This window comes from Acinetobacter guillouiae (assembly GCF_002370525.2).
GTDB lineage: Bacteria > Pseudomonadota > Gammaproteobacteria > Pseudomonadales > Moraxellaceae > Acinetobacter > Acinetobacter guillouiae.
Window position 1 is genome coordinate 2,753,204 of sequence record NZ_AP014630.1, and the last position, 26,284, is coordinate 2,779,487.

Below are 26,284 nucleotides of genomic sequence, written 5' to 3' on the forward strand. Positions count from 1 at the left end.
TATTGATAATACGATATGTTGCATATATGCAACGATTCTATAATGAGCGTTTTTAAAACTTAATCAAGCCCTTAAAAATCAATATAAAATATTGTTTTAAATAATAAAAACAAATTAAACCAAGTATGGATCAGAAGTTAAATTCAAATCTAAAATTTAAAGTTCAATAAATTACACTAGACCATTTTAGGGAAATTTTATATTTATGGTACTGGTCTTTTTTATCTGATGAACATTTTATGGCAAATATTGCTCAAGCACAAAGTACACAAACAGCTTATCGTGTAACACTCACCAATCCGCAAGGACATACATGGTATGCCGATGAACCTAGCGATAAAGGTGGTCAAGATACTGCACCGAATCCAATTCAAATTTTATTATCAGCACTAGGCGCTTGTACTGTGGTCACCCTAGAAATGTATGCAAATCATAAAGGGCTTAAAATTGAACATGTTCAATTAGATTTAGCTTTAAATCCTGAGGGTGATCCTGAAGCAGGTCAAAATAATATTTCAAGGAAAATTATTCTTAAAGGTGATTTTACCGAGGAGCAACATAAACGACTGCTAAAAGTTGCAGAAAGCTGCCCTGTTCATAAATTATTGACTTCAAATATCCAAATTCAGACAGAGTTGGGGATTGAATAAAAATTCCCTCATTTTTGACAAGAGGATCAGGTATTCTTATTAATAAATACCCCGCTCAATGCCCTCTATCCATTTTCTGACCCAGTTAGCATTTCCTTGATCATAGATTGTATTATTATAATTTTTTTCAGCTGTTAATTTAGATGAAAATTAATTTTTAAAATTACAAACGATAAAAATCAAAGCCCCTTTCGGGGCTTTTAAACTTATAACTTTTCAACCAAGACACGATCGACCTGTTTTAAACCAGATTGTTTTTCATGGTTTTTACGGCGGATCTTAATCAACTTATCTTCTTGAAAATCCTGTAACAGCAACTCAACTGCAACCATAGATTCAAGCGGCAAATCTTGCCCAATCCACTTTTGCTCACCTGCGTCCATCAAGGTAATTTCATCACTAATTTGTTCATAAAGGCTCATATTTTCCTCACTTCTGGGATATGTATCACTATGTTTCATGAATACCCAATGAATGGCACAACTATATACCTATTGCTAAAAACTGCTACTAAAATTTACTTAATTTACAAACAAATTTCACAATATAAAAACGCCCCTATCGGGGCGTTTTTATATTTAAAATGATGTAAGAATTAAGCAGTTAATTCTTTTACAGCACCAACAACAGCTTCAGTGGTAATACCAAAGAATTGGAATAAATCTTTGGCTGGTGCAGACTCACCATAAGTTGACATACCAATGACTTTGCCGTCTAAACCTACAAATTTCCACCAGTAATCTACATGTCCAGCTTCAACTGCAACACGTGCACGGATATTTGATGGTAATACTGCTTCACGATATGCAGCATCTTGCTTCACAAATTCTTCAGCACATGGCATAGACACTACACGCACACCGTCAAGTTGTGCATATGCTTCCATCGCCAATGAAACTTCTGAACCAGTCGCAATAATGATCGCTTTTAATTCGCCTTTTTCTTCAGCCAATACATAACCACCTTTCACAACATTCTCAATCTGAGCTTGAGTACGTGTTTGGAATGGTAAGTTTTGACGAGAGAAAATTAAGGCTGTAGGACCTTCGTTACGTGTTAAAGCAGATTTCCAAGAAATAGACGCTTCAACTGTGTCACATGGGCGCCATGTATTTAAATTTGGTGTACCGCGTAAAGAAGCAATTTGCTCAACAGGTTGATGGGTTGGGCCATCTTCACCTAGACCAATTGAGTCATGAGTATAAACATGGATCACACGTTGTTTCATCAATGCAGACATACGAACTGCATTACGAGCATATTCCATAAACATAAGGAAGGTTGCTACATAAGGAATGAAACCACCATGCAATGCTACACCATTGGCAATTGCAGTCATACCAAACTCGCGCACACCATAATGTACGTAGTTACCCGCAGGATCAGACTCAACCCCTTTCGCGCCTTTCCAAAGTGTAAGGTTTGAACCAGCCAAGTCAGCAGAACCACCTAAAATTTCAGGTAGTAAAGGTGCAAATGCTTGAATCGCATTTTGGCTTGCTTTACGTGTTGCAATGGTTTCACCTTTTGCATTCACTTCAGCAATATAAGCATCCGCTTGTGCCAAAAATTCTGCAGGCAAGTCACCATTCACACGGCGTTTTAACTCAGCCGCTTCTGTTGGGTATTTTGCAGCATAGCTTGCAAAAACGTCATTCCAAGCAGCTTCTGAAGCTGAACCCTTTGCTTTTGCATCCCAAGCGGTATAGACATCAGCAGGAATAACAAACGGCTCTTCTTTCCAACCCAATGCTTCACGAGTTAATGTAATTTCATCATTACCCAATGGCGCACCATGGCAATCTTCTTTACCTTGTTTGTTTGGAGAACCTAAACCAATGATCGTTTTACAGATAATCAACGTTGGTTTCGAGCTTTCTGCACGCGCAGCAACTGTCGCAGCACGAATTGCATCTGCATCATGACCGTCTGCACGAAGTACTTGCCAACCATAAGCTTTAAAGCGCTCTTCTGTATCGTCAGAGAACCAACCTTCTACTTCACCATCAATAGAAATACCGTTGTCATCATAATAAACAACGAGTTTTCCAAGACCTAATGTTCCAGCAAGTGAACATGCTTCATGGGAAATACCTTCCATTAAGCAACCATCACCCAAGAAACAGTAAGTGAAGTGATCTACAACTTGAATATCTTCTTTATTAAATTGTGCCGCTAAAGTTTTCTCAGCAAGTGCAAAACCTACAGCATTGGCAACACCTTGACCAAGTGGACCTGTTGTCGTTTCAATCCCTGGTGCATAACCTAATTCTGGGTGACCAGGAGTTTTAGAATGTAATTGGCGGAATTGTTTAATATCTTCAATAGAAAGATCATAACCGGTTAAATGAAGCAAAGCATATTGCAACATTGAACCATGACCATTTGACAATACAAAACGGTCGCGGTTTGCCCATTGTGGGTTGCTTGGATTATGGTTTAAAAATTCACGCCATACGACATCAGCGATATCTGCCATCCCCATTGGAGCACCTGGATGTCCAGAATTAGCTTTTTGCACAGCATCCATAGCCAATACACGAATTGCGTTAGCTATACGACGTTCATTCAGCGGGGTTGTCATAAATCAGAGTCCAATAAATTAAAATATAGGAAGATGAATAGAAAATTCAAAAACTGGGATGTATTGTCTTAAAAAAAGCGATCAGGGTAAAGACTTAAGTCTATATTTATCCGCTTAGGTTGCAAATTAATTAAAAAATATACCGAATAGTCTTAAATCAACGTTAAAAACGGTCTTTTTTCTTAATCACATCGAACATCTCAACATCAGCAAAACAAATTTGATTGTGTTTAAGCTATACGTTTACTTTCGGATATTCTTTCACCATCCGATTCAGTCTAAATTTTGAAAATTTCATGCTGATCATTATTCAATAGAACAAGATCTTGCTAAAGCGTTTCACGCGATAAAAAGTCATGTTAACTTGAATGCTAATCGCCCTGCTTTTGCAAATTTTCCAAGAAACAGCACTCAATCATAATCTTTTATCAATTTTTCTAATGAGCATATCAATTAAAAACACATGAAAATGAATTTAATTCATGCATTTTAGTCAGGTAATGCTAGTCCTCAGGCTGAAGTCGATGTAACATATTGCGTCTTTATAAATTACTGTGATAGGACTTTCATGCGCGAGTATGCTGTTTTTACTTCGGAATCTGTGAGCGAAGGCCATCCAGATAAAATGGCTGACCAAATCAGTGACGCTATCTTGGATGCAATCTTAAAAGAAGACCCATACGCTAGGGTTGCATGCGAAACATTAGTAAAAACTGGTGCAGTCGTTCTTGCAGGTGAAATTACAACGACTGCAAATGTCGATTTTGAAACTATTGTCCGCAATACCGTAAATGGAATTGGCTATCACCATACCGATTTAGGTTTTGATGGTTCAACTTGTGCTGTGATTAACATGGTGGGTAAACAATCACCTGAAATTGCACAAGGTGTAGATCGTCAGAAACCAGAAGACCAAGGTGCAGGTGACCAAGGTTTAATGTTTGGTTATGCAAGCCGTGAAACTGATGTGTTGATGCCAGCACCGATTTCATATGCGCATCGCTTAATGGAAAAACAAGCTGAATTACGTCGTAACGGCGCACTACCGTGGTTACGTCCAGATGCAAAAAGCCAAGTAACCTTTGCCTATGAAAATGGTAAACCTGTTCGTTTAGATGCAGTTGTTCTTTCAACTCAGCACGATCCTGAAATTTCACAAGCCAATCTTAAAGAAGCTGTGATTGAAGAAATCGTGAAAAAAATTATCCCTGCTGAAATGTTCCATGCAGGTACTAAATTTCACATCAACCCAACAGGGTTATTTGTGATTGGTGGTCCAGTGGGTGACTGTGGTTTAACCGGTCGTAAAATCATTGTAGATACTTACGGTGGTATGGCGCGTCATGGTGGCGGTGCTTTCTCGGGTAAAGACCCATCAAAAGTTGACCGTTCTGCTGCGTATGCAGGCCGTTATGTTGCAAAAAATATTGTTGCTGCAGGTTTGGCGGATAAATGTGAAATTCAAGTGTCTTATGCAATTGGTGTTGCAGAGCCGACTTCAATTTCGATCAACACATTTAATACCGGCAAAGTATCTGATGAACTGATTATCCAATTGGTTCGTGAGCATTTTGACTTACGTCCATACGGTATCACCCGTATGCTTGATCTAATTCAACCGATGTATAAGCAAACCGCTGCTTATGGTCATTTTGGTCGTGAAGGTTCAGATACTGCATTTACTTGGGAAAAGACAGATAAAGTTGAAGCACTTAAAGCTTCTGCAAATTTGTAATGCTAGCCTAAGATCTAAATCTGAAAAAAGCTCGCAAATGCGAGCTTTTTTATTGAATTAATGTTATCGGGATGAATACCTCAAAATTTTTCCTCCTCTACTCCACTGAATATCTATATGTTAAATATCTTATCGATATTTATAACTTAAAACAGCTCTAATGGTTTGTTTATTTTAATCATTAGCATGATCTAATTTTATTGTTCTTTAAAAAATCAAATCTTTATACAATTAAACCCACCATCTACACGTACACGAATTATTGACCATCTGATTTAGCATCTGGCTGTAGCACACTCAATAAAGAAACTTGTGCTGGGGTTTCTGTATTGTGATTTTGCAAATAAATATGTCCCACTTTAAACGTTACTGCTGCAATCAAACAAGCAACCAGACAAAACGTCCATAATCCATATGGGCTTTTAATATGTTGAGAGCCACATTTTGGACAAACTTTTTGTGTTGAACTGACCGCTTCATCACAACAAGCACAATGATATTGTAGAATCATATTCAGATCTCCTTTTATGGCGCTATTATTGTTTTTAATTATTACACTACAATTATATCCATATATGTAATGCAAAAAATCTGTTTCTTTTTTTAGTGTACATGATTCGTGTCTTTTGACAAGACAAATTTGTTTCAATATATTCTTATATAAATTCAATAACTTAAATTTAAAGACTAAAATAAGTGATTGTAAATCAACGCCTATCAAATTGTGGATCATTCATTCAATATTCTGTATCACACTGATTCAGGCTATAATCTACAAAGTGAAAGATATTGTTCTGGAGATTATTTTGGTACAGCTGATTAAAAAAGGCGGATTAAGAGAACGTGCAAATCGCAGCCGTAAATACACGCAATCTGAGAATAATATTAAAACCTTAGATCCACATCGCTATACCACTCAAGATCAAAACGATAGTCGCAATGATCTTCAGTCACAACAACAACCCGTAAATCTTCAACAACATCCCGACCACTAAAACATTTTCAAGACATCGAACCAAAGGAAAATGGCAAATAATAAGAAAAAGCTTCCTGAAACAATATCGATATAACTTCCCGATTTTTGATAAACGCGTTTAATTTTAGGAATTGACATGATCATCATCAACAGGCTGAAAACTAAAAATGTTTGTATTGGAATAATCACTGCCAACTGCGGTTTTAAATTTGCACCTGCTGTTGAACTCAATGCCAATGAAAAAACACTACTAAAATAAATCACAATCTTAGGATTAGCTAAATTGGTATAAAGGCCCAATAGAAAATAGTTTTTAGGGGGCTGCTCTATCACGCCATCTAAATTGGTATTTTGTTTAAGTGTTGCAATGCCGCCTCTCAACATTGCATAGCCCATTTTAGCAAGGAATAAGCCCCCGATCAGCATCAAGACTTGTTGAATCCATGGCCATTGTTCCAATAAAACCGTAAAACCAAGCAAGGTTAATGCAACCCATACCACCACACCAGCAGAGATGCCTAAAATGATTTTTAAAGTATTGGCACGTGTTGTCGATGCTGAGCTTTTAGCGACAAGTAATACATCTGGACCAGGACTCAACTGCGCAACAAAGTGTAGTGCACAAATAGTCAATAACATCGACATAATAAAATCTTAAAAATTGTGACTCAGTGATTATATCGTTTGATCAAAAATATGTTTAAGAAATTATGCTTGCTTTAGGGTTTGTTGACATTTCATAAATGGCTTGCGTTGTAGGTTAAAATTGAGCAGGCAAGGCATGAAACGAAGAGAATAGCGAGACTATTTTCGAGTTTCATAACGCAGGCTGAGATAATTTTAGCCACAACCCTGAGCAAGAACAAAGCACTGCTTTGTTTGCAGCGCAAGGCGCAGTGGGGGGACTAGCGTGTTTTTTGCCGCTACGTCGTTACCTTGCGAAACGATGTTTCTCATCATTTAGAATGACTAAATTTCGTATTTCGTGCCTAGTATCGCCTAAAAAACACTCGTAGTCGCAAACGTAGACGAATTGTCAACAGACCCTATGATTTCACGCAAAAAAAAGCCGAATCATTGATTCGGCGTTCTATTCAATATCGTAGACTATATTTTATTTTTTATTTACATCTTTCAATTCAATTTGTTTATGCTGCGGTTCAACCTCATGCGCTTCACCATCAATAATGGTTGAATCATGATATTGCCCACCAGATTGCTGGTTCTGCATATCCTGCATTTGACGCATCAAATCTGCAAATGGGTTTTGACCTTGAGCACCCCCCATGTCCCCCATTCCACCCATCATATTGTTCATCATGGCTTGTTGCTTTTTCGCCATATATTTCATACCTGCATTTTTAATCGCATTCTGTACAGGTGGAAGAATAACCAGTAGCGCCAAGACATCGGTGATTAAACCTGGAATCATCAACAAAATACCCGCAAATGCTGTCGCCATTTTTTTGGCAATTGCAGGATCATTCCCCATCATTCCTGTCATTTGCATTTGTTGTAATTGCGGCATAATTGTTGCGGTACTTGAACGTAACAAGTTTAAACCAATTACAAAAGCAATGATAAACCAGAAAAATACGTACCAACCGCTAATGAACTGGGCTACACCAATCCATACAGCAATTTCAAGAATCGTACCAATTAAAATAATAGGAAAAAGTTTCATCGAAACAAGGCATCTCAAAGATAAATTAAAAGTGAGCTTAAAAATTCACATATAAAAACAATGAATTTTGTTGCTTCTATCATTTATATGGGCAGTTAAAAATTTTTAAAGGGTAATTTTGTGTTCTGACAGCGATTTTGTGTATTTCTGCGATTTATTGACCAAGGTTTTATAAATAATGAATACCCTAGCACTGTGTTTAAGGAAAATAATACTGTTGTGTACTTTGATTATACAACTAAGTTAAAATTTTACTTACAATTCATTTTTAGAATCATATAATTGAAGCAAGACTTACGATAAGCAGTATTATGCCTTTAATTATTGGAATTGACCCCGGTTCACGCTTAACAGGTTACGGCATCATTGAAAAAGATGGTCAAAAACTTACTTTTGTTGATGCTGGTACAATTCGCACTGAAACAACAGAAATGCCTGAACGACTCAAACGAATTTTTGCTGGAGTTGAACGTATTGTTCAGTTTCATGGTCCTACAGAAGCTGCTGTAGAGCAAGTATTTATGGCACAAAACCCTGATTCCGCTTTAAAACTTGGACAAGCACGTGGCGCGGCAATTGCAGCATTGGTCAATTTAGACTTACAAGTTGCAGAATATACGGCCCGTCAAATTAAACAATCTGTTGTGGGCTATGGTGCTGCAGACAAAGAACAAGTTCAGATGATGGTAATGAAGTTACTTAACTTATCAATCCAACCCCAACAAGATGCTGCCGATGCACTCGCTGCAGCAATTTGCCATGCCCATGCGTCTGGCAGTATGAGCAAATTAGCTGTACTGAATGCTTTAGGCGGTATGGCTCGTGGGCGTAGTCGCAATAGTAGTCGTCGACGTTAATTTACATACTTCACCAAAAACGCCTCACTCCACCCAAGTCTAAGCCCAAGCTATCGCAATCATAAAGGTGAATACAAAGCGTTTTTATTTATTGAGATGGTATCCCCCATCTCAAGTTAAATAAGGCAAAGTATCTTTTCGAATCTCACGAATACTGGGTTGCTTCGTGTATGTTGCAATTAACATTTTTCCAGAAGTTCTTAGATTTTTCTTCTGTTCCGAATCAACACGAATCAATACCAACTCTTCTGGGATACGCGGATTATTTCCTTCTCGACAAATTATGAAATTTTGATTGCGCTCAAGAATTGTATAATTTGGAAATTCCTTTTGTAACTTTGCTTTAAATGACAAAGATTTATCTTCTTTTTTTCCACTATCGAGTTGGGTATAAATGATCAATACCAAACACGCAGCAAATACAATTCCAACAACTAAATATTTATCAATCATGTAATTTCACTCGAATATACTTCTGCTGTTTTTCATTATACTGATAAACATGGGTTTCATTTATAGGCACAATTTTAGCAATATCTCCAACATAGATTTGTTGCGTACCAGAATAGCGAATTTCAATATCGTACAAACCATCATGCTCAGTGCTTAAAAAGCGATAATCAGCTTGTGTATTGTAGATTTTATCACTTCCTGTCACTTCATTGTCATGCCCAATTTCTGCAACTTCCAATTTGACCATTACAGGGTTTTCATCAAATGGGATGATATAGAGCGTGCTCGTTGAATAGCCTTGTCGACTATACGCTTGTTCTTCGACATAACCTTTTATTCTCGGACCAATTTCTCGAATATTTTTGACTATATTTTCAGTCAGATAAGGCAAATAATTAAAATCTGCATTCATCCAACTATTTTCATCCTTACTCTGGCTCACTAACTCAAATTGGCCTAAAGCATTTTTCTTAAATAGGTAGATTTTAGTAAATGTTGCGCATACACCACAAAAGTTTAGTAATTCATTATTTTTATCTATGGAAACTTCTGTTGTACTTATAAGATAGCGCAACTCATTTTGAGCATTTTGATAAGCACTCGCAGGACTAAATACAATCACAGCATCATCACGATCGAAGACATGGGTATATTCGGCATTTTTAATCCCGACATACTGTATATTGCTCTGATCTAATTGAGGGATTTTGACATATTGGATCTGCTGTTGATAAAAAGATTTCATCACAGTTTTAAAGTCCAAATCTTTTAAAACAATCTTATTCTTATTCATCACAACGTCTACTGGTTGTGCGACAAGCTCAGTATGAATACCGCACATCAAAATACAGCTGAATAAAATTTTGTTGATCATCATAGGTAATATTGATTTATATCAGTATGTGGTTGCTATTCTAAATGATCACTTTAACGAATCATCTTAAAATCACTATAGTCGAAATCATGATTTAGGTTTTGTTGTTCAATACTAGTAACATCAGCACGTAAAGGCCCAACATAGCAATGACGAATCAAACTTAAAATCGCTTGTTCATCTCCGACCACAACAGCTTCAACCTCGCCTGTAGTTAGATTTTTCACATAGCCTTTTAAATCCAATTGTAAGGCTTCTTTTTCAAACCAACGACGATAGCCTACAGCTTGAACTTTACCACGAATTAACAATTTAACCGCTTTCATCACATACTCACTCCTGACAATGAATGATTGACCACATAATACACAGCATCACGCATTTGCTGGGCCTGTAAACCACGCATACCGTTTTTTGCGAGCCTATCACCTGCCAAAGCATGTAAGGTGACAATTTCATGTAAGTGAATATTCTCATCAAATTGTGCTTTTAAACTGGCAATCATTCCTGCAAGAACATCTCCCATTCCACCAGTGCCCATGCCTGCATTCCCCGCAGTACAGATCCATAGATGCTTTTCTAAAATCAAACTTCCAGAACCTTTAAGTACCCATTGTCCTGAATATTTTTGCTGAAGTTTTTGAATCGTAGCAATACGATCATTTTCAATCTCTGCCACTGAGCAATTTAATAATTTAGCAGCCTCACCTGGATGAGGCGTCAGATAAGTTCGTTGATTGAATTGAACAGCTTGTTCAGTTAAAAACCATAAAGCATCAGCATCTAAAACCACTTGTAGCTGTGGCGTTAAATGAATGGGTGAAAACCATTTTGAGAATTGTTGCTTTGCCCAAGCATCACGCCCTAAACCCATTCCAAAACTGACGGCATCCACATGGCTCAATAAATCTTGTATATCCACATTAGTTAAAGCGTTGATATCTCTTAGCATGATATTAGGAGAGCGTGCCAGAATTGCAGTGTGATGTTTGGCATGACATACAATCGTGACTTTTCCTGCACCCGCACTAAATGCAGATTCAGCAGCTAACATAACAGCACCGCCCATCTCTGCATGCCCACCGACCACCAAAACATGCCCATAACTGCCTTTATGGCCGAACGCTTGGCGTTGTGGCAATTGAATCTGGGTAGGTGACAACTGTGCGACCGCTTTTAATTGTGGGTCTATTGGAACAATTGAAATGAGCTCAATTTGACCCGCATATTCTCGACCCTGCCCTGTAAACAAGCCCACTTTTAGGCCTAAAACAGTCAATGTATGATCTGCTTTTACCGCCACAGGTAATGGCTGTCCAGTATTGGCATTTAAACCACTTGGAATATCGATGGCTACTTTTAAACCTGATTGGACATTATAGTGTTGAATAATCGCTTGCAATGCATCATCCAAATCACGGTTTAAGCCAATACCAAACAGTGCATCAATATGACAATCAAAGCGCTTTTGGATATTAAAATGTGGATGGATTTTTATTTTATCTGTCTGTACTAATTCAATTGCCGCCTTTAACTGCTGAGAATGCCCTGCTTCAGTTGCAAATATTTCGACTTGATAACCGTATTGATGCAAATAATGAGCAACACAATAGCCATCACCTGCGTTATTTCCTGCACCGCACCACACTGCAACAGTGGTAATTGGGGGAGAAGCTTGTTGAAACAAAATATTTAAGCGTTGCGCAATCGACCAAGCCACCTGTTGCATTAAACCAAAAACGCTATTTTGCTGAGCAAACCAACGCGCTTCCCATGCTTGTATTTCACGGCTGTGATAAACTTGCTGATGCATCATTTTGTCCTTTTCTTCTCACTATTTTATAGCGCATTGATTCATTATGTCGGCAACTTTAACTTCGCAATCCATTCCCTTGCAACAGCTTGATCTTCAAGAACTAAAATCTTGGATCAAACAACAGGCTTTGCAACTGGGCTTTGCTGATTGTGTCATTGCTCGTCCTGATGCTCAAGCTGAATTACCACGATTTAAAGAATATTTAAAACGCGGATACCATGGCGATATGAAGTTTTTAGAAGAAAATTTAGAAAAAAGAGCGGATCCAACACTACTGGTTCCAGGCACAAAAAGTATCATCTGTGTACGAATGAATTATTTGGTGGAAACACCAAAACCGCGTTATGTACCAGATGAGCCCAATGCAGCAATTATTGCCCGTTATGCACGTGGACGTGACTATCATAAAATCATGCGTGGTCGGCTAAAAACCTTGGCAACCCTCATTAAAGAAAAAGTTGGTCCGTTTGAATCCCGCCCCTTTGCCGACTCAGCGCCGGTGTTTGAAAAATCATTGGCAGAAAGTGCGGGTATGGGATGGACTGGTAAACATACTTTATTGATTCATAAAAAATCGGGTTCTTTTTTTGTTTTAGGTGAATTATTTACTTCACTTGATTTGCCCTTTGATGAACCAGCAACGCATCATTGTGGTTCATGCTCAGCCTGTATCGACATTTGCCCAACTCAAGCGATTGTTGAGCCGTATATGCTGGATGCGCGCAGATGTATCGCCTATTTAACCATCGAATATAAGGGAATCATTCCTGAAGAGTTAAGACGTGGTATTGGTAACCGTGTTTTTGGCTGTGATGACTGTCAACTGATTTGTCCTTGGAACAGTTTTGCCAAAAAAGCTTCGATTGAAGACTTTAACCCACGTCATGGCCTAGACGATATTAACTTATTGGATTTATGGCAATGGGATGAACAAACCTTCCTCAATTGTACTGAGGGTAGCCCCATCCGACGTACAGGCTTTCAAAGCTTTATGCGCAATATTGCAATTGGCTTAGGTAATGCACCGTATTCAGCCCAAATTATTGCAGCATTGACCCAAAATAGAGCCTTACATGATGAAGTTGTGCAAGTCCATATTGATTGGGCAATTACCGAGCAAAACGCTAAACAACACCAAATTTCAGCCCATTGATGCCTTTAAATTGTGCCGAGTGATAATTTTCAGATCGTTGCAAAGTTTGTAATTTTTGAATATTTTAATGACCAATACACTGAAGTTAATAAAAATTAAAGTTACAATTTTGTGAGTAAATCACAAGGAATGTGGTTAACTTTGCAACTATATTTATAATTTTAGTTTTCTATACTCTTGATCTTTTTAATCGTAAGATACCATCGTATTTGGACTTTTTTGCCCTATGGAATTGGCATGAATTATGTATTATATACAGGGATAGATAATGATTATCATGGATTTAATTAATGACAGTACGTAATGACTGGGCTCGTGAAGAAATTCAAGCTTTATATGAACAGCCTTTTTTAGACTTAGTTTTCAAAGCACAGCAAACTCATCGTGAACACTTTGATGCCAATACCATTCAAGTCAGTACTTTACTTTCAATTAAAACTGGTAAGTGCCCTGAAGATTGCAAATATTGTTCGCAATCTGCACGCTATGATTCAAAATTAGAAGCTGAAAAACGTATTGCAGTTGATAAAGTAATCAGTGAAGCAAAAGAAGCCATTGAATCAGGTTCTTCACGTTTTTGTATGGGTGCAGCATGGCGAAACCCACATGAGCGTGATATGCCTTATGTCCTCGAAATGGTGCGCGAAGTTAAAGCATTAGGTTTAGAAACCTGTATGACACTGGGTATGCTCAACCAATCACAAGCTGAACGTTTACATGCAGCAGGCCTAGATTATTACAATCATAACTTAGATACATCTCGTGAATACTATTCACATATCATCAGCACCCGTACTTTTGATGATCGCTTAGACACCTTGGATCATGTCCGTAATGCGGGGATGAAAGTCTGTAGTGGCGGTATTGTTGGACTAGGTGAAAATCGTAATGATCGTATTGGATTATTACATGAATTGGCAACATTGCCTGTTCATCCCGAATCTGTACCAATCAACATGCTTGTTCCAATCGAAGGCACGCCACTTGCAGATGTTGAAAAACTTGATGTAACAGAATGGATTCGTACGATTGCGGTTGCGCGTATTATCATGCCTCACAGTTATATCCGTCTTTCTGCTGGCCGTGAATCTCTCACTGACTCAGATCAAGCTTTAGCCTTTATGGCAGGCGCAAACTCGCTATTTAGTGGTGAAAAATTATTAACCACACCGAATGCTGGTGAAGGTAAAGACAAACAATTGTTTAATAAGCTAGGTCTAAAAGCAGAAAAAGCCAAACCAACAGTGGCTGAGCTTTCTGTCGATGCGATGGCGAGTTAATTCAAAGTTTTTTCTAACACCACTTGAGATCAAGTGGTGTTAGCTTTTCCCTTCTAATTCTTTTTTTATCATTTCTATAATTACTTTATCTACAACACACCTTACCCTTATTAAATAATCATTACACTGTTCTTTTTCTGCATTTGATCTACGATATCGTCTGTAGCAAAGCCAAGTCGCCAATACAGCAATTGCAGTACATCTAACTCATCTTGGGTAATGATTCGATCATTCCACAAACAAATTTCAGCCACACCCAAAATACTGAGCCGATCACGTAATAATAACCCTGCGATATCATTTAAGATTTCACCTAAATCGATAGGTTCATCTGAAATTTCTTCAAACAGTTCTAACTCATCCTTAGACAAAACCCGTTCTAAAATCTCATAACGCACATCAAGTTGATTGGCACTGTTAATTTGCTGTACGTGCAGCAAGGCATCAATCAGGCGCACAATTTGCGGCTTCACCGTTTCCAATGATGAGGGGGTATGCATCGGCAGCAAATGCAATTCTGCCTTTACACGCTCAATTAGCAATGCATCCAACAAACCAATCTCGCCATCTTCTTGAATAATTTTCGCTAGCTTGGTGACGAATTGACGTGCGCTGGTCGCAGGCATATTACCGAGGTTTTCACAGGCATCATGGAAAATTTGAATATGTACCCGACCATCTAAATTTAACAGAGAGTCAATAATGGCACGACTCACCTCAGCATCAGACGGAATAAACTCGCGATACTGTCGAATCATTAAGATGGCGACCATCACCTCACGAGAACCAGTTGCCGTTTGCATAGCGCGCTGAATCAAGTCAGAACGCTCAATTTGACGACGTACTTCTGGATTTAAAGGTTTAATTGCATCATTTAAAGCAAAACTAATTGGGGATAAACGTAATAAAGGTAAAGGCTGTGGAGATACCCACGGGTTATAAACGTCGCCTGTTGATTCTTCCAAAGGACGCAACAAACTAAATAAAGGCTGACTGCGTAATTTTTTTAAATTTTCCAGCTGTAGATCCTGTAACAGTGTTGGATTTAACTCATAAATACGGTCTTCAATACTTGGATGGATATTTAACCAACTTTGCGGACTTAAGGAATTGGCAAAACACATATGCGCAATAGCTTCGGAAAACTCACTATGAATTTGAGAGCCTGCATGATGGACATAGATACGCAATAAGGTTTGTACATTGGCATTGTTAAGCAATAATTTTTTAGTTTTATAATCGTTATAAAAAGTACGCCCACCCAAAGTGAAATATTTAATCAAACGATTAATTAAAATCCCCATACTGCCGAGCAGCCAAATCACCCCACCCACTGCGACAAAACTGGTTTCAAATTTATGCTGATTTCCCTTGGCGTTATAACGATTAAAGCCCTGCTTTGCGATTTTACTTCCCAACTGGCTAAAGGTGATTAAACCACTGTATAAAATTTTAAGTCGGGTATTTTCACGTGCTTCCCCTGATAAAATTTGATTAAACTCATGCCCCAATAAACCATAAAGCTCTAATTCATCCAAATTCTGTAATGCGCCCCACGTCAGGATAATTACGGTATCTCTTGGATGAAACCCAGCAGTTAAAGCATTAACCCCAACCTCATCTGGCAATACATATAATGTAGGTGCATCAATCTCAAAAGTCTCTGCAAATTTATCTGCGAGTTTTAAGGCCACACTTTCTTCTGGAGTGCTTTCAATTTGACTTAAACGACGCGCTTTTAATTGCTTTGCAAGTGAGTGACCACCTGTACGGAACACATAAAATTCATATGCGATTGACCAACCAATGATGACGATGATCAAACCAACACAGTAAGGGCTGAGAATATTCCACCAGATCTCTTGATCTGGATCCACATAGTGAACCAGTAATCCTAAAACCGTATTTAGAATAAAAATGGTCAAAATGACCGCAAGTAAGCAAATACTTGCAGACCACAACATATTCTTGTTTTTTATCAAATAATGACTGACATCTTTCAATGTAAAATTCCTCATTACATTGCAAAATACTATAAATGAAAAAAGCGGGAACTTCCCGCTTTTTCTCAATGTAAATCAAAGTTGCTTACATTTCTTCTTTGATACCGCTTAAATCCACAGATGCTGCATCGATATTGACATCAATATAACCATCTTTTTCTTTTTTCGCAGTATCACTACGACTTTGCTCAAGATCAGTTAAATATTGCTCATCAATATCGCCTGTGACATAAACACCGTCAAATACTGAACAATCAAAATCCTGAATAACAGGTACTTTACTGGTTCTTACTGCCGCTTTTAAATCATCCAAGTCTTGGAAGATTAAACGATCAGCACCAATAATCTCCTGAATTTCTTCAACACTACGATGTGAAGCAATCAACTCTGCTTTTGCTGGCATATCAATACCATACACATTTGGATATTTCACCATCGGTGCAGCAGAGGCAAAATAGACTTTTTTCGCACCCGCATCACGTGCCATTTGAATGATTTCATTACAAGTGGTACCACGTACAATCGAATCATCAACCAACAAAACGTTCTTGCCTTTAAACTCAAGCTCTACAGGGTTGAGTTTTTGACGAACAGATTTGGTACGTTGTTGCTGACCCGGCATAATAAAGGTACGACCGATATAACGGTTTTTCATGAAACCTTCACGGAATTTCACACCCAACATATTCGCCAATTCTAAAGCAGAAGTACGGCTCGTATCTGGAATTGGAATTACCACGTCGATGTCATGCATATCACCCCATTCACGAAGAATTTTCTTCGCAAGGGTTTCACCCATTTTCAAGCGTGCTTTATATACCGAAATACCATCGATGGTTGCATCAGGACGCGCAAAATACACATATTCAAAAATACATGGGCGGTAACGCGAATTTGCCGCACACTGTTGTGAAAAGAACTCACCTTTTGAATTGATAAAGATCGCTTCACCAGGCTCAATATCACGTTCTACTTTAAAACCTAACGCGGTAATCGCAACAGATTCAGAAGCGATAATATATTCTGTTTCACCATTTTCAGTTAAACGTGAACCATAGATCAATGGACGAATACCATTGGGATCACGAAAACCTACGATACCATGCCCTGTGATCATTGCAACGACACCATAAGCACCTTTGCAACGCTCATGTACACGTTTAACTGTATGAAAAATATCTTCAGGCATTGGCGTTAATGATGCACATTTTTGCAATTCATGAGCAAAAACGTTTAGCAATACTTCTGAGTCTGAGTCCGTATTCATATGACGTAAGTCAGTTTTGAATAAGTCATCGTGAATATCAGCCGCATTGGTTAAGTTACCATTATGCGCCAATGTAATCCCATAAGGTGAGTTTACATAGAAAGGCTGCGCTTCTGCACTACTTGAAGAACCAGCAGTTGGATAACGCACGTGACCAATACCATAGTTACCGAGTAATGCGCGCATGTGGCGAGTATGAAATACATCACGTACCATACCATTATCTTTTCTTAGAAAAAGACGTCCATTATGACAAGTCACAATCCCAGCCGCATCTTGCCCACGATGTTGTAACATCGTCAACGCATCAAATAACATTTGGTTTACAGGTGCTTTACCTGCTATACCAACGACTCCACACATAACTACCTCGCAGACCAGCTAGGACTAATAAAACGGATTCTTTGTCGAATGTGCTGATTTTTCATCGCTTTGAGTATCCGATGATCGATCAGCCTTAGTTACAGAAGTATCATCGGAACGATCTTCTGAATGTATATGATGTAATGCTTCATTTGCAGCATCTTTAGAGATTTCAGATGCCAAAGGTGCAAATGGTAACAGCGTCTGAATGAATTTGGATTGTTTCCACGTTGGAGAACTTTCAACCCACGGCCCTAAACCTTGCATAGTAATGAGGACGATGAACAAACCTTTCAAGGTCCCTAAAGCACTTCCAGCTAAACGATTTAACGGACCGAGTTTTAAAGTTTTTAAAATCTGATTGAGTAAGGCTGTGACAATCCATGTTAAAACAATAATCACCAAGACAATAAAAGCAAATGCAGCAATTTTCTGCACCACAGGATCCTGACTGAGTGCAGACATTGAAGGTGCGATGATATTGGCATATTTAGCACCGACAATCAGTGCAAAAATCCATCCTATCAAGTTCGCAAAGGCTTTCACGAATCCTTGTCGCAAACCGTTTAGCCCTCCAATGAGCAATAGAATCAGAATAATAATGTCTAAGGTATTCATATTTTAAATCATAGCGTCAACACAGTCTTTAATGAGTGTAGGACCTGTATAGATCATACCACTATAAATTTGGACTAAGCTTGCACCGGCTTGTTGTTTTGCAACAGCTTGTTCACCAGATAAAATTCCACCAACACCAATCAAAGGAATTTTACCTTGTAAAATTTTTGAAAAAGCCGCCAAACATGCCGTGCTCTTTTCAAATACGGGCGCACCTGATAAACCACCCGCTTCATCACCAAATGGCAAACCTTCAACACCCTCACGGGATAATGTTGTATTGGTCACAATCAATCCATCAATTTTAAACTGCAACAATTGTGATGCAATAAATTCGATATCTGAAGCTTCTAGATCTGGTGCAACTTTCAACACTAACGGAACATAGTGCTGCAATTCTTCTGCCAACTCTAACTGACGTTTTTTGAGTGTTTCCAAAAGTTCAGTGAGCGCATGGCCACTTTGTAAAGAACGTAAATTCTTGGTGTTTGGAGATGAGATATTAACAGTAATATAAGATGCGTAGTTATAAACTTTTTCAAGACAAACTAAATAATCGGAAACTGCATCTTCAACTGGTGTGGTGGCATTTTTACCAATATTGATACCAAGAATGCCTTTAAATTTTGCGGCTTTAACATTCTCAACCAATTGATCCACACCATCATTATTAAAGCCCATACGGTTAATAATTGCTTTGGCTTGGGGAATACGGAAAAGGCGTGGCTTGGGATTGCCCTCTTGTGGCTTAGGCGTAATGGTTCCAATTTCAATAAAACCAAATCCTAAACCCGCTAAGGCATCGATATAAGCGCCATTTTTATCCAGTCCAGCTGCTAAACCAACTGGATTTGGAAACTCAATTCCCATGCAAGTGACTGGTTTGGCAGCAACAGTTTGACGAATCGCCCCCATTTTATGGGCAGATTTAAGCATGGATAATGTGAGTTCATGTGCACGCTCTGGTGCTAAAGAAAACAACAAAGGGCGAGCAAGTGAATACATCATAGCTACAAAAGTCTACTGCTTTTTAAGTTGCCATATTATAGGCACAGTATGTTGAAAAGGCTATGCTTGAACTGTGTTTATTTTCACTACTACTGTACCGTCGCTGTTAATTTAATCTGCCCACCTTCTTTGGCTAACTCCATCTTTTCTAAACTCACACCCATTTGGGCAATTTGGGTTAAAAAGTTAGCTAAAACGGCATAGTTTTGATGTTGTGCAATAATCTGAAATTGCTCACCCACTTGCTGCGAGGCAACCGAAAGCCCTTGTTGTTGTGCCACACGCTGAATTTTATCCGCAGTGGTTAATGCCAAATCATCTGCGGGCTTCATGGTCACCACATTACTTTGCATCCACACCACAAGATCTTTCATCTGATTTAAACGTGCTTGTTGTTTTTCGGCAGCTTTATGGGTGTACCACAATGCCGCACCCACAATTGCCACAATGACAAAAATCGTAGTAAAAATAACCATGACACGTTCACGTGGAGATATTTTTTCTAAATTCTCTGCGATTTTCTCAGACCATATATCCAGTCGATTTTGCACATTTTCCATTGTTTTCATTATTGTATCTTCACCAAACCAACGACAGATGCGCCTTGCGTCTGAACATTGCCTAATTCTGCTTTAAAGCCCTGTTGATTCAGTTGCGTCACCAAGGTCTGCAAGCCTTCAGCATTTTTCGCCACCAGATCCATATTTAACACAGCTGTATCATAATTTACACGACTGGCAATAATCTGATGCTGCATTAAAATTGGCCCAACACGACTGAGTAATTGTAAAGCTTGGGTATTTGCACTCTGACTTAAAGCCAATTTATTTTTAAACTGACGTTCTACAGACTCTTCTGTAATCCGTTGCTCATTTGGAAACCATTTTTTATACTGATCAACTGCAATCAAAGCAGTTTGATCCGCAACTTTCTTCAGCTTAATCCAACGCAAAGCATCGTAACTCAATTGCGCAATGATCAAAACAACCACCAAAACTGCACAGGCTTGCCAATAACGGGAAACACCTTGATTGGCTTGCTTGGCTTTTGGCAATACATTATAAGGATGTAGTTTCGGTTTTTTGATTTCACTAAATTGATAATCAAAAGGCTCACGCTGATCCGCTGCTGCAATCGCAAATAAACTGACCGCTTGCTCATCTGTCAATCCGCTATATAAATAGCTTTTCTCTCGATCAGCGAAATCCAAATATACATTCAGATCATCAATCGAATTACCAAGGAACTCGCCTTCTCGAACCAATAACTGTCCGTTGACATTGGCCAAAATCGTCTGTCCGACTTCTGGTACAGGCAGCATCAAAAAGTCAGGTAATAAAGAGACAATTTTTAACGGAATCAATGACAAGGAATGCTGCATTGTGGTGACAGCATATTGATGAATCCCCAATATTGAAACCTGATCGGGTTGTTGAAAGTGTGAAAACACTTTCATCTGATCAATCGGCAAAATCACATATTCTTCTAATAAATATTTGACACCATCTACACCCAATTGTTTATATTGAGTTTTACTGAATTTCTGTTGAAGAATTTGCACTTCACGACTTGGGAAGAAAACCACAGCTTCTTCACCTTGGTAAAGTTTAATATCTTGTATTAATTGTTCTAGGCTCGAAGATTTAGTCCAATCACTTCCTCGAGACCACTGCCAAACCCCATTGGCTTCAGGCATCCATAAGTACAACATTTATCGTTTTCTGCCGTTAAGTTCTTTTAACAATGCTTTTATACAGTTGGAATAAAGGCTTTATCTTGTGTAGATAGACCATTTGCAATCACAGTTTGCTCATAGATACGAGCCTCTGCCAAGGCAAAAGGATTAAAATGCTCATGTGTCAGTTGTTCTGCAATATGTGCCACAACATTCATATGACATACCACCACAATACGTTCAAATGGCAATTGTGACAACCATTCGATTGCTAATTTTGCATCATCATCTGGCTTTATTTTGTCACAGACCAATACAGATACATTCGGGAAGTACGTCTGTATGTGCGCCAATGTTTCTTGTGCTCTCAATAAAGTGCTGACAACAAATACATCTGGCTGCACGATTTCTTTTAAAAAATTAGCCGTTTGTTGTGCTTGTAAATGCCCACGTTGTGTTAAAGGCCGTTTACTGTCCACCCCATTGACGGGTGGAGCTGCTTCACCATGACGCACCAAAGTCAGTTGCATAAGATTTCCTTTTTAATACTGCACTGATTATAACGAGGCTTTGTTACAAATCCATCTCTAAAGTTTTGAATATTGTGCCAACAACACGCAATTAAACTTCGTTATGCGGAAGCACAAACTCTACATCACTACGATGCCCATTCTTCATCAAAGAAACGGCAATATTCAGTGGTGGCGCACCTTCAAAAATAACTTCATACAATGCTGTGGTAATTGGCATATAGACATCCAACTCCTTTGCACGTGCATTGACTTGTACAATGGTGTTGATCCCTTCAGCGGTTTGCCCCAATTCAGAGGTTGCTTGTTCCAGTGTCTTTCCAGAACCCAAGGCAAAACCAACTTGATAATTTCGGCTCAACGGGCTGTTACAGGTTGCAAAAAGATCACCCACACCAGACAAACCTAAGAACGTTAAAGGATTTGCCCCCAACTTAACTGCAAAGCGACTCATTTCAGCCAAGGCACGGGTTAAAATCATGCTCTTGGTATTTTCACCTACTTTATAAGCAGCAGCCATCCCCATTGCAACAGCATAAATATTTTTAAGTGCCCCACCCAATTCGACACCATGTACATCATCACTGCCAAATACTCGAAACAAGGCACTATGCAGTGCTTGTTGTACGGCATAACGTACTAATTCACTATCACTGGCAATTACGGTACCTGCTGGTTGTCCTGCAACAATTTCTTTGGCTAAGTTAGGTCCTGAAAGAACACCATAAGGAACTTCAGGAAGCTCTTCACGAATGATGTCACTCATAAAGCTAAAGGTTTTTGCTTCAATCCCTTTGGTTAATGAAACAACGGCTTGTGCACTAATAAAAGGTTTAATTTGACGTAGAACATCACGAAAAGAATGGCTTGGAATTGCCACCAAAATAATATCGCGATCACGCACTGCCTCTTCTAGATTTGACTCAGCACGTAAACCCGCCTCCAATTGAAAATCAGGTAAATAGCGTTTATTGACATGAGTCGCATTAATTTCAGCTGCGATACTTTCATCGCGAATCCAAATCATGGTGTCACAACCATTACGTACTGCTGTATTTGCCATTGCTGTACCGAAACTACCACCACCCAGCACAGTCACACGCAACGCTGTTTTCTGACCCAATACAATAGGTTCAACTAAATCTTTAAATTGTAAATCCGACATTTATTGTTATCCTAAAATGCTTGTCCTAATAACCCAATGATTTTTCAATCTGAAAATATCAATAACTTTTTGACTCAAGCTTGCCAAAAATGAACATATTGTGTTGTTTCAATCTCTGCACGCGGGGCAATCGCTTTTGCCGCCGTGCCGACATAAATAATGCCTGAAATTAAATCTCGTTCAGCTAAACCCAGTGCTGATTTTAATAATTTAGATTCAACAACCGCCCCACTCCGCCACATGGTTGCGAAACCTTGTGCCTGCATCGACAATAAAAAGTTTTCAATTGCAGCCCCTGAACTCAGCGTTTGTTCAAAAAAAGGCACTTTAGGATGATCCTGAAATTTAGTCACGGCAAGCACCAAAATAGGCGCTCTAAAAGGATGAAGCTTTACCCGCTCAACTTGGGCTGGATCTAATTCACCTAAGTCAGCAATAGATTGTGCCAGTAATGCACCGAATGCTTCACGTTGCTCAACATCCACTACAATAAATTGTGTTGGTTTTAAACGGTGATGATCTGGTGCGGTTAAAGCGGCTTTAAATGCAATATTCAGTTGATCGTGTGAAGGTGCTGGTTCAACCAAATGACCAATCGATTGACGTTGATGAATATTGTCATGTACTGCTTTGAAGTTTAAATCTGACATTGACCTATCTATTATCTGGTTAATTTCACTTGTTTCAAGATTAGCATAATCTAAAATCATTAAGCTATCTTCGACAAAATTTACTTGGCATCCGTCAATACTGCATACGATTCATTGGTACTTTATTAATAATCCAATTGCTAGCAAAAAATGCCTTCAATACCCTTTGGCCTTAAAAATAAAGCCAAATCATCAAGAAACCACCAAAAAACTGCAAAATTTATACATGTTTCTCAATATTTAGCCCACATTCTATGCTCAAATTATAACTAATTTAAAAGCAGTATCTTTTAATTTTTAGTACAGGAATTTGAGAATCAATATGAATAAATTAACAACGATCACTTTACTTGCTAGTTCAGCGTTACTCTTCACTGCGTGTGCATCAAATCCAACACAAACTTTAGCGATTCAAAAAGCAGATAACCAGTATGAAGTCACTGGCTTAGGTAAAGACCAAATTACCGCAAAAAATAATGCCATTACTGCAGCAAACAAGGCTTGCGGTAAAAAAGGTGCACCAGTGTTAGTGGATGAAAAAACTGAATACCATGGCAGTTTAAAAGGTGTCGTCGATGAACAGACTGGAAAAATGATCACTGCAGCAGCAGGCGTATTAGGTTCAGTAATGGGCAAAAACTACGGTATTGAAAAAGATACTGACTATCAAACAACATTGACCTTTAGCTGTAAAGCAAGTTAATCCGTTTAGCCGTCTAAACTAAAATAGCCAATAAAAAACCCACTTTAAATAAGTGGGTTTTTTAAACACAATTTGATAAAAAAACAAAAAACTTAGCAATAACCATCTAGTCGCGTTAAAGGCAATTTTTGCCCAATCGCTTTCTCAATAGTTGGTAAATTAAATGCATCATCTTCAGACAAGAAACTAATACTTACACCCTGTGTACCTGCACGACCTGTACGACCAATACGATGTACATAATCATCTGACTGTTCAGGTAAAGTGAAATTCACCACATGAGATACGCCATCAACATGAATACCACGGCCAGCAACATCCGTTGCGATCATAATATTATGTTGACCATTTTTAAATTGATCTAACATTTTCAAACGTTTATCTTGCGCTATTTCACCTGATAGCATCACCACCTTATAACCATCTGCTTTTAAATGATCATAAAGTTTACGTACTTGATCACGGCGATTGGCAAAGATCATCACTTTTTCAATGGGTTCATCTGCCAAAATTTCGCGCAATAAGCGATATTTATCTTTCTTTTCGACCACATATACACGCTGTTCAACATCAGCATTGGTTTTCTTTTCAGGCTCGATTTCTACTGTAACTGGCTCACATAACCATTGTTGGGCAAGATTGAGAACATCATAGCTAAATGTTGCCGAGAACATTAAGGTTTGACGTTGCTCTTTACGTGGCGAAAAACGCACAATCCGTTTAACTGATGGGATAAAGCCCATGTCTAATAAACGGTCAGCTTCATCAATCACTAAAAATTCAATTTGATCTAACCAAACTTCTTTTTGTTCTGTGAAATCAATTAAACGACCAGGAGTTGCCACTAAAATATCAACAAAACCTTGATCCAGTTGTTTTCTTTGCTTATCAAAATCTACGCCGCCAACCAAAGTCACGACATTTAGATTGGTATATTTGACCAAATCTTTTGCATCATTTTCAATTTGAATTGCAAGTTCACGTGTTGGGGCAAGAATCAATGCACGTGGCTCACCTCGGAAACGTTGTTCTTTAATTGGGTTTGTGAGCAAATCATTAATAATACTGACTAAAAATGCCGCTGTTTTACCTGTGCCGGTTTGAGCACGACCAATTGCATCATGACCTGCTAAAGTATATTTCAATACTTTTTGCTGAATTGGGGTCATTTCTTTAAACCCTAAAGCATCAATCGCTTGTTTAAGTTGCGGATGTAAATTAAGGGTTTCGAAACCTGATGACATAAATACGAGCTCTAACTGTAGACACTTTTAATTGCGCCCATTATAAACAAAAAACGCCCCAATTTATAAGAAATTGGAGCGCCACTTAAATTTTAAAAATTTAAGATTAGTCTAAAGGCTGAACTTCTTCAGCTTGAAAACCTTTTTGACCTTGCACAACACTGAATTCAACGCGTTGACCGTCACGAAGTGAACGATGACCGTCACCTTGAATAGCACGGAAATGAACGAATACGTCATCACCGCCTGCGCGTTGGATAAAGCCGAAGCCTTTAGTGTCGTTGAACCATTTAACTACGCCTTGTTCACGAGCTGTCATAAGTTAATCCTCAGTTATTAAGAAAAAGGGACCACCCGGTGTTGCAAACAGCAGAGCAAACAAAGTTTTAAAATATTTTCTAATTTCAAAGCTTGTAATCATTCTGTAAAACTATTAACAAAATCCCGGTTACATCCATCTTGTAATAGGGTTTCAAAACAAGAATTGTTTCTGATAAATCCTAAATACGCAACGAGCTTAACATGGGTTTATGACAATTAATAGAATTTTTTTTGATAATTATTTTCGATATCAAGCGTGTTTTTTAAACAGCTTCACGATTATTTTTTATTTGTTGAAGAATATTCCAATTTTTGTTGGGGTGTTTCAATAAACTTGGTAAAATATGTGTTCCATAACCCTGTTGTTACCTTGCCAAAAAATGAATGAACCTTTAGGTCAGACAGCGATTGAAATAAATTGTATGGGTAAACCCTGTCCAATGCCTCTATTAATGTTAAAGCGTGAATTAAAAAGAGCATTGCCTCATCAAATATTTCTTTTAATGTCCTCTGATCCACACAGTGAAATTGATATTACGCGTTATTGCGAGATCAACAAGATTTCCTGCCAATTGACTAAACGATCAGAGCATGAATTTCATTACTTAATTGAATCTTAATTATTTTCAATTCAAATTATTTTTTGCAAATTTGCATATATTTTTACATTTCGAT

General features: G+C 38.3%; 28 protein-coding genes. 8 read left to right on the top strand and 20 right to left on the bottom strand.

The window, feature by feature from the left end:
* Positions 1–239 precede the first annotated feature (239 nt).
* Entirely contained in the window at positions 240–650 is a 411-nt protein-coding gene (locus AS4_RS12765) for an OsmC family protein (RefSeq protein WP_096734389.1), read from the top strand.
* A 206-nt stretch (positions 651–856) separates the two neighbouring features.
* Here AS4_RS12765 and AS4_RS12770 read toward each other — a convergent pair whose 3' ends face one another.
* Both AS4_RS12770 and tkt read right to left on the bottom strand, forming a co-directional pair.
* A complete protein-coding gene (locus AS4_RS12770; RefSeq protein ID WP_004719469.1) occupies positions 857–1,072 on the bottom strand; it encodes a hypothetical protein in 216 nt (71 codons plus the stop codon).
* A 173-nt stretch (positions 1,073–1,245) separates the two neighbouring features.
* A complete protein-coding gene (tkt, locus tag AS4_RS12775; RefSeq protein WP_096734390.1) occupies positions 1,246–3,234 on the bottom strand; it encodes a transketolase in 1,989 nt (662 codons plus the stop codon).
* A gap of 568 nt (positions 3,235–3,802) precedes the next feature.
* Here tkt and metK point away from each other — a divergent pair.
* Complete coding sequence (gene metK / locus AS4_RS12780; RefSeq protein ID WP_004719464.1) at positions 3,803–4,969, top strand: methionine adenosyltransferase; 1,167 nt, start codon at positions 3,803–3,805, stop codon at positions 4,967–4,969.
* A gap of 259 nt (positions 4,970–5,228) precedes the next feature.
* Here the strand turns inward: metK and AS4_RS12785 are convergent, their stop codons facing one another.
* Positions 5,229–5,480 (bottom strand): hypothetical protein, encoded by a 252-nt coding sequence (locus tag AS4_RS12785; protein ID WP_004822342.1) that lies wholly within the window; start codon positions 5,478–5,480, stop codon positions 5,229–5,231.
* 295 nt (positions 5,481–5,775) lie between these two features.
* Here AS4_RS12785 and AS4_RS12790 point away from each other — a divergent pair, with 295 nt between their 5' ends.
* Positions 5,776–5,964: a hypothetical protein gene (locus AS4_RS12790; RefSeq protein ID WP_096735526.1), complete on the top strand. Its 189-nt coding sequence runs from the start codon at positions 5,776–5,778 to the stop codon at positions 5,962–5,964.
* Here AS4_RS12790 and AS4_RS12795 read toward each other — a convergent pair.
* Both AS4_RS12795 and AS4_RS12800 read right to left on the bottom strand, forming a co-directional pair.
* Positions 5,961–6,590: a LysE family transporter gene (locus tag AS4_RS12795; RefSeq protein ID WP_096734391.1), complete on the bottom strand. Its 630-nt coding sequence runs from the start codon at positions 6,588–6,590 to the stop codon at positions 5,961–5,963. The two genes, AS4_RS12790 and AS4_RS12795, sit on opposite strands and share 4 nt — an antisense overlap.
* A gap of 469 nt (positions 6,591–7,059) precedes the next feature.
* Positions 7,060–7,629 (bottom strand): FxsA family protein, encoded by a 570-nt coding sequence (locus AS4_RS12800; protein ID WP_096734392.1) that lies wholly within the window; start codon positions 7,627–7,629, stop codon positions 7,060–7,062.
* A gap of 311 nt (positions 7,630–7,940) precedes the next feature.
* Here AS4_RS12800 and ruvC point away from each other — a divergent pair, with 311 nt between their 5' ends.
* Positions 7,941–8,486, top strand: a complete 546-nt coding sequence (ruvC, locus tag AS4_RS12805; RefSeq protein WP_004719459.1) for a crossover junction endodeoxyribonuclease RuvC — start codon at positions 7,941–7,943, stop codon at positions 8,484–8,486.
* A gap of 111 nt (positions 8,487–8,597) precedes the next feature.
* Here ruvC and AS4_RS12810 read toward each other — a convergent pair whose 3' ends face one another.
* From AS4_RS12810 to AS4_RS12825, 4 genes are read right to left on the bottom strand one after another with little or no spacing between them, the layout of a single operon-like run.
* Positions 8,598–8,939 carry a hypothetical protein gene (locus AS4_RS12810; RefSeq protein ID WP_096734393.1) on the bottom strand — a complete coding sequence of 114 codons (342 nt, stop codon included), beginning with the start codon at positions 8,937–8,939 and terminating at the stop codon, positions 8,598–8,600.
* Positions 8,932–9,816, bottom strand: coding sequence for a hypothetical protein (locus tag AS4_RS12815; RefSeq protein ID WP_096734394.1), 885 nt, complete (start codon positions 9,814–9,816; stop codon positions 8,932–8,934). The genes AS4_RS12810 and AS4_RS12815 overlap by 8 nt, the downstream gene beginning before the upstream one ends.
* Positions 9,817–9,866: 50 nt before the next feature.
* The gene (locus tag AS4_RS12820; RefSeq protein WP_096734395.1) at positions 9,867–10,139 is read right to left on the bottom strand and encodes an acylphosphatase; all 273 of its coding nucleotides are present in this window, start codon (positions 10,137–10,139) and stop codon (positions 9,867–9,869) included.
* Complete coding sequence (locus AS4_RS12825) at positions 10,139–11,626, bottom strand: NAD(P)H-hydrate dehydratase (RefSeq protein WP_096734396.1); 1,488 nt, start codon at positions 11,624–11,626, stop codon at positions 10,139–10,141. The genes AS4_RS12820 and AS4_RS12825 overlap by 1 nt, the downstream gene beginning before the upstream one ends.
* A gap of 46 nt (positions 11,627–11,672) precedes the next feature.
* Between AS4_RS12825 and queG the strand changes: the two genes are divergently transcribed.
* Complete coding sequence (queG, locus tag AS4_RS12830; RefSeq protein ID WP_096734397.1) at positions 11,673–12,782, top strand: tRNA epoxyqueuosine(34) reductase QueG; 1,110 nt, start codon at positions 11,673–11,675, stop codon at positions 12,780–12,782.
* 290 nt (positions 12,783–13,072) lie between these two features.
* A complete protein-coding gene (gene bioB, locus AS4_RS12835) occupies positions 13,073–14,062 on the top strand; it encodes a biotin synthase BioB (protein ID WP_004719449.1) in 990 nt (329 codons plus the stop codon).
* 110 nt (positions 14,063–14,172) lie between these two features.
* On the opposite strand, the gene AS4_RS12840 is transcribed toward bioB, so the two are convergent.
* The 9 genes from AS4_RS12840 to AS4_RS12880 all read right to left on the bottom strand — a co-directional run bounded on the left by AS4_RS12840 (position 14,173) and on the right by AS4_RS12880 (position 23,341).
* On the bottom strand, positions 14,173–16,065 hold the full coding sequence (locus tag AS4_RS12840) for a M48 family metalloprotease (RefSeq protein WP_004822360.1): 1,893 nt from the start codon (positions 16,063–16,065) through the stop codon (positions 14,173–14,175).
* Between the two features lie 85 nt (positions 16,066–16,150).
* Positions 16,151–17,695 carry an amidophosphoribosyltransferase gene (gene purF, locus AS4_RS12845; protein WP_004719445.1) on the bottom strand — a complete coding sequence of 515 codons (1,545 nt, stop codon included), beginning with the start codon at positions 17,693–17,695 and terminating at the stop codon, positions 16,151–16,153.
* 24 nt (positions 17,696–17,719) lie between these two features.
* Positions 17,720–18,313 carry a CvpA family protein gene (locus AS4_RS12850; RefSeq protein WP_004719444.1) on the bottom strand — a complete coding sequence of 198 codons (594 nt, stop codon included), beginning with the start codon at positions 18,311–18,313 and terminating at the stop codon, positions 17,720–17,722.
* 3 nt (positions 18,314–18,316) lie between these two features.
* Complete coding sequence (locus tag AS4_RS12855) at positions 18,317–19,321, bottom strand: quinone-dependent dihydroorotate dehydrogenase (protein ID WP_004719442.1); 1,005 nt, start codon at positions 19,319–19,321, stop codon at positions 18,317–18,319.
* Positions 19,322–19,410: 89 nt separating this feature from the next.
* Positions 19,411–19,890 (bottom strand): type II secretion system protein GspM, encoded by a 480-nt coding sequence (gspM, locus tag AS4_RS12860; protein ID WP_096734398.1) that lies wholly within the window; start codon positions 19,888–19,890, stop codon positions 19,411–19,413.
* Positions 19,890–21,032, bottom strand: a complete 1,143-nt coding sequence (gene gspL / locus AS4_RS12865) for a type II secretion system protein GspL (protein ID WP_096734399.1) — start codon at positions 21,030–21,032, stop codon at positions 19,890–19,892. The genes gspM and gspL overlap by 1 nt, the downstream gene beginning before the upstream one ends.
* Positions 21,033–21,070: 38 nt before the next feature.
* Complete coding sequence (locus AS4_RS12870; protein ID WP_004719435.1) at positions 21,071–21,526, bottom strand: SixA phosphatase family protein; 456 nt, start codon at positions 21,524–21,526, stop codon at positions 21,071–21,073.
* Between the two features lie 91 nt (positions 21,527–21,617).
* Positions 21,618–22,691 (bottom strand): NAD(P)H-dependent glycerol-3-phosphate dehydrogenase, encoded by a 1,074-nt coding sequence (locus AS4_RS12875; RefSeq protein WP_056512712.1) that lies wholly within the window; start codon positions 22,689–22,691, stop codon positions 21,618–21,620.
* A gap of 74 nt (positions 22,692–22,765) precedes the next feature.
* A complete protein-coding gene (locus AS4_RS12880) occupies positions 22,766–23,341 on the bottom strand; it encodes a nitroreductase family protein (protein WP_171478422.1) in 576 nt (191 codons plus the stop codon).
* A 322-nt stretch (positions 23,342–23,663) separates the two neighbouring features.
* Here AS4_RS12880 and AS4_RS12885 point away from each other — a divergent pair, with 322 nt between their 5' ends.
* The gene (locus AS4_RS12885) at positions 23,664–24,044 is read left to right on the top strand and encodes a hypothetical protein (protein ID WP_004719430.1); all 381 of its coding nucleotides are present in this window, start codon (positions 23,664–23,666) and stop codon (positions 24,042–24,044) included.
* A gap of 92 nt (positions 24,045–24,136) precedes the next feature.
* On the opposite strand, the gene rhlB is transcribed toward AS4_RS12885, so the two are convergent.
* Together rhlB and AS4_RS12895 are read right to left on the bottom strand one after the other, a co-directional pair.
* A complete protein-coding gene (gene rhlB, locus AS4_RS12890; protein ID WP_004719428.1) occupies positions 24,137–25,288 on the bottom strand; it encodes an ATP-dependent RNA helicase RhlB in 1,152 nt (383 codons plus the stop codon).
* Positions 25,289–25,394: 106 nt separating this feature from the next.
* A complete protein-coding gene (locus AS4_RS12895; RefSeq protein WP_004822370.1) occupies positions 25,395–25,607 on the bottom strand; it encodes a cold-shock protein in 213 nt (70 codons plus the stop codon).
* Between the two features lie 382 nt (positions 25,608–25,989).
* On the opposite strand from AS4_RS12895, the gene AS4_RS12900 reads away from it, so the two are divergent.
* Positions 25,990–26,229 (top strand): sulfurtransferase TusA family protein, encoded by a 240-nt coding sequence (locus AS4_RS12900; protein WP_004822372.1) that lies wholly within the window; start codon positions 25,990–25,992, stop codon positions 26,227–26,229.
* Positions 26,230–26,284: the final 55 nt, after the last annotated feature.

Excerpts from the sequence above, each read along its gene's own strand:
- AS4_RS12765 (WP_096734389.1), top strand. The coding sequence starts at position 240 with ATGGCAAATATTGCTCAAGCACAAAGTACACAAACAGCTTATCGTGTA.
- AS4_RS12855 (WP_004719442.1), bottom strand. The coding sequence starts at position 19,321 with ATGATGTATTCACTTGCTCGCCCTTTGTTGTTTTCTTTAGCACCAGAG.
- AS4_RS12850 (WP_004719444.1), bottom strand. The coding sequence starts at position 18,313 with ATGAATACCTTAGACATTATTATTCTGATTCTATTGCTCATTGGAGGG.
- AS4_RS12800 (WP_096734392.1), bottom strand. The coding sequence starts at position 7,629 with ATGAAACTTTTTCCTATTATTTTAATTGGTACGATTCTTGAAATTGCT.
- rhlB (WP_004719428.1), bottom strand. The coding sequence starts at position 25,288 with ATGTCATCAGGTTTCGAAACCCTTAATTTACATCCGCAACTTAAACAA.
- AS4_RS12900 (WP_004822372.1), top strand. The coding sequence starts at position 25,990 with ATGAATGAACCTTTAGGTCAGACAGCGATTGAAATAAATTGTATGGGT.
- AS4_RS12825 (WP_096734396.1), bottom strand. The coding sequence starts at position 11,626 with ATGCATCAGCAAGTTTATCACAGCCGTGAAATACAAGCATGGGAAGCG.
- bioB (WP_004719449.1), top strand. The coding sequence starts at position 13,073 with ATGACAGTACGTAATGACTGGGCTCGTGAAGAAATTCAAGCTTTATAT.
- gspL (WP_096734399.1), bottom strand. The coding sequence starts at position 21,032 with ATGTTGTACTTATGGATGCCTGAAGCCAATGGGGTTTGGCAGTGGTCT.
- AS4_RS12770 (WP_004719469.1), bottom strand. The coding sequence starts at position 1,072 with ATGAGCCTTTATGAACAAATTAGTGATGAAATTACCTTGATGGACGCA.
- gspM (WP_096734398.1), bottom strand. The coding sequence starts at position 19,890 with ATGAAAACAATGGAAAATGTGCAAAATCGACTGGATATATGGTCTGAG.
- AS4_RS12810 (WP_096734393.1), bottom strand. The coding sequence starts at position 8,939 with ATGATTGATAAATATTTAGTTGTTGGAATTGTATTTGCTGCGTGTTTG.
- tkt (WP_096734390.1), bottom strand. The coding sequence starts at position 3,234 with ATGACAACCCCGCTGAATGAACGTCGTATAGCTAACGCAATTCGTGTA.
- queG (WP_096734397.1), top strand. The coding sequence starts at position 11,673 with ATGTCGGCAACTTTAACTTCGCAATCCATTCCCTTGCAACAGCTTGAT.
- AS4_RS12885 (WP_004719430.1), top strand. The coding sequence starts at position 23,664 with ATGAATAAATTAACAACGATCACTTTACTTGCTAGTTCAGCGTTACTC.
- AS4_RS12895 (WP_004822370.1), bottom strand. The coding sequence starts at position 25,607 with ATGACAGCTCGTGAACAAGGCGTAGTTAAATGGTTCAACGACACTAAA.
- AS4_RS12820 (WP_096734395.1), bottom strand. The coding sequence starts at position 10,139 with ATGAAAGCGGTTAAATTGTTAATTCGTGGTAAAGTTCAAGCTGTAGGC.
- AS4_RS12870 (WP_004719435.1), bottom strand. The coding sequence starts at position 21,526 with ATGCAACTGACTTTGGTGCGTCATGGTGAAGCAGCTCCACCCGTCAAT.
- AS4_RS12880 (WP_171478422.1), bottom strand. The coding sequence starts at position 23,341 with ATGTCAGATTTAAACTTCAAAGCAGTACATGACAATATTCATCAACGT.
- AS4_RS12785 (WP_004822342.1), bottom strand. The coding sequence starts at position 5,480 with ATGATTCTACAATATCATTGTGCTTGTTGTGATGAAGCGGTCAGTTCA.
- AS4_RS12815 (WP_096734394.1), bottom strand. The coding sequence starts at position 9,816 with ATGATGATCAACAAAATTTTATTCAGCTGTATTTTGATGTGCGGTATT.
- AS4_RS12795 (WP_096734391.1), bottom strand. The coding sequence starts at position 6,590 with ATGTCGATGTTATTGACTATTTGTGCACTACACTTTGTTGCGCAGTTG.
- purF (WP_004719445.1), bottom strand. The coding sequence starts at position 17,695 with ATGTGTGGAGTCGTTGGTATAGCAGGTAAAGCACCTGTAAACCAAATG.
- ruvC (WP_004719459.1), top strand. The coding sequence starts at position 7,941 with ATGCCTTTAATTATTGGAATTGACCCCGGTTCACGCTTAACAGGTTAC.
- AS4_RS12875 (WP_056512712.1), bottom strand. The coding sequence starts at position 22,691 with ATGTCGGATTTACAATTTAAAGATTTAGTTGAACCTATTGTATTGGGT.
- metK (WP_004719464.1), top strand. The coding sequence starts at position 3,803 with ATGCGCGAGTATGCTGTTTTTACTTCGGAATCTGTGAGCGAAGGCCAT.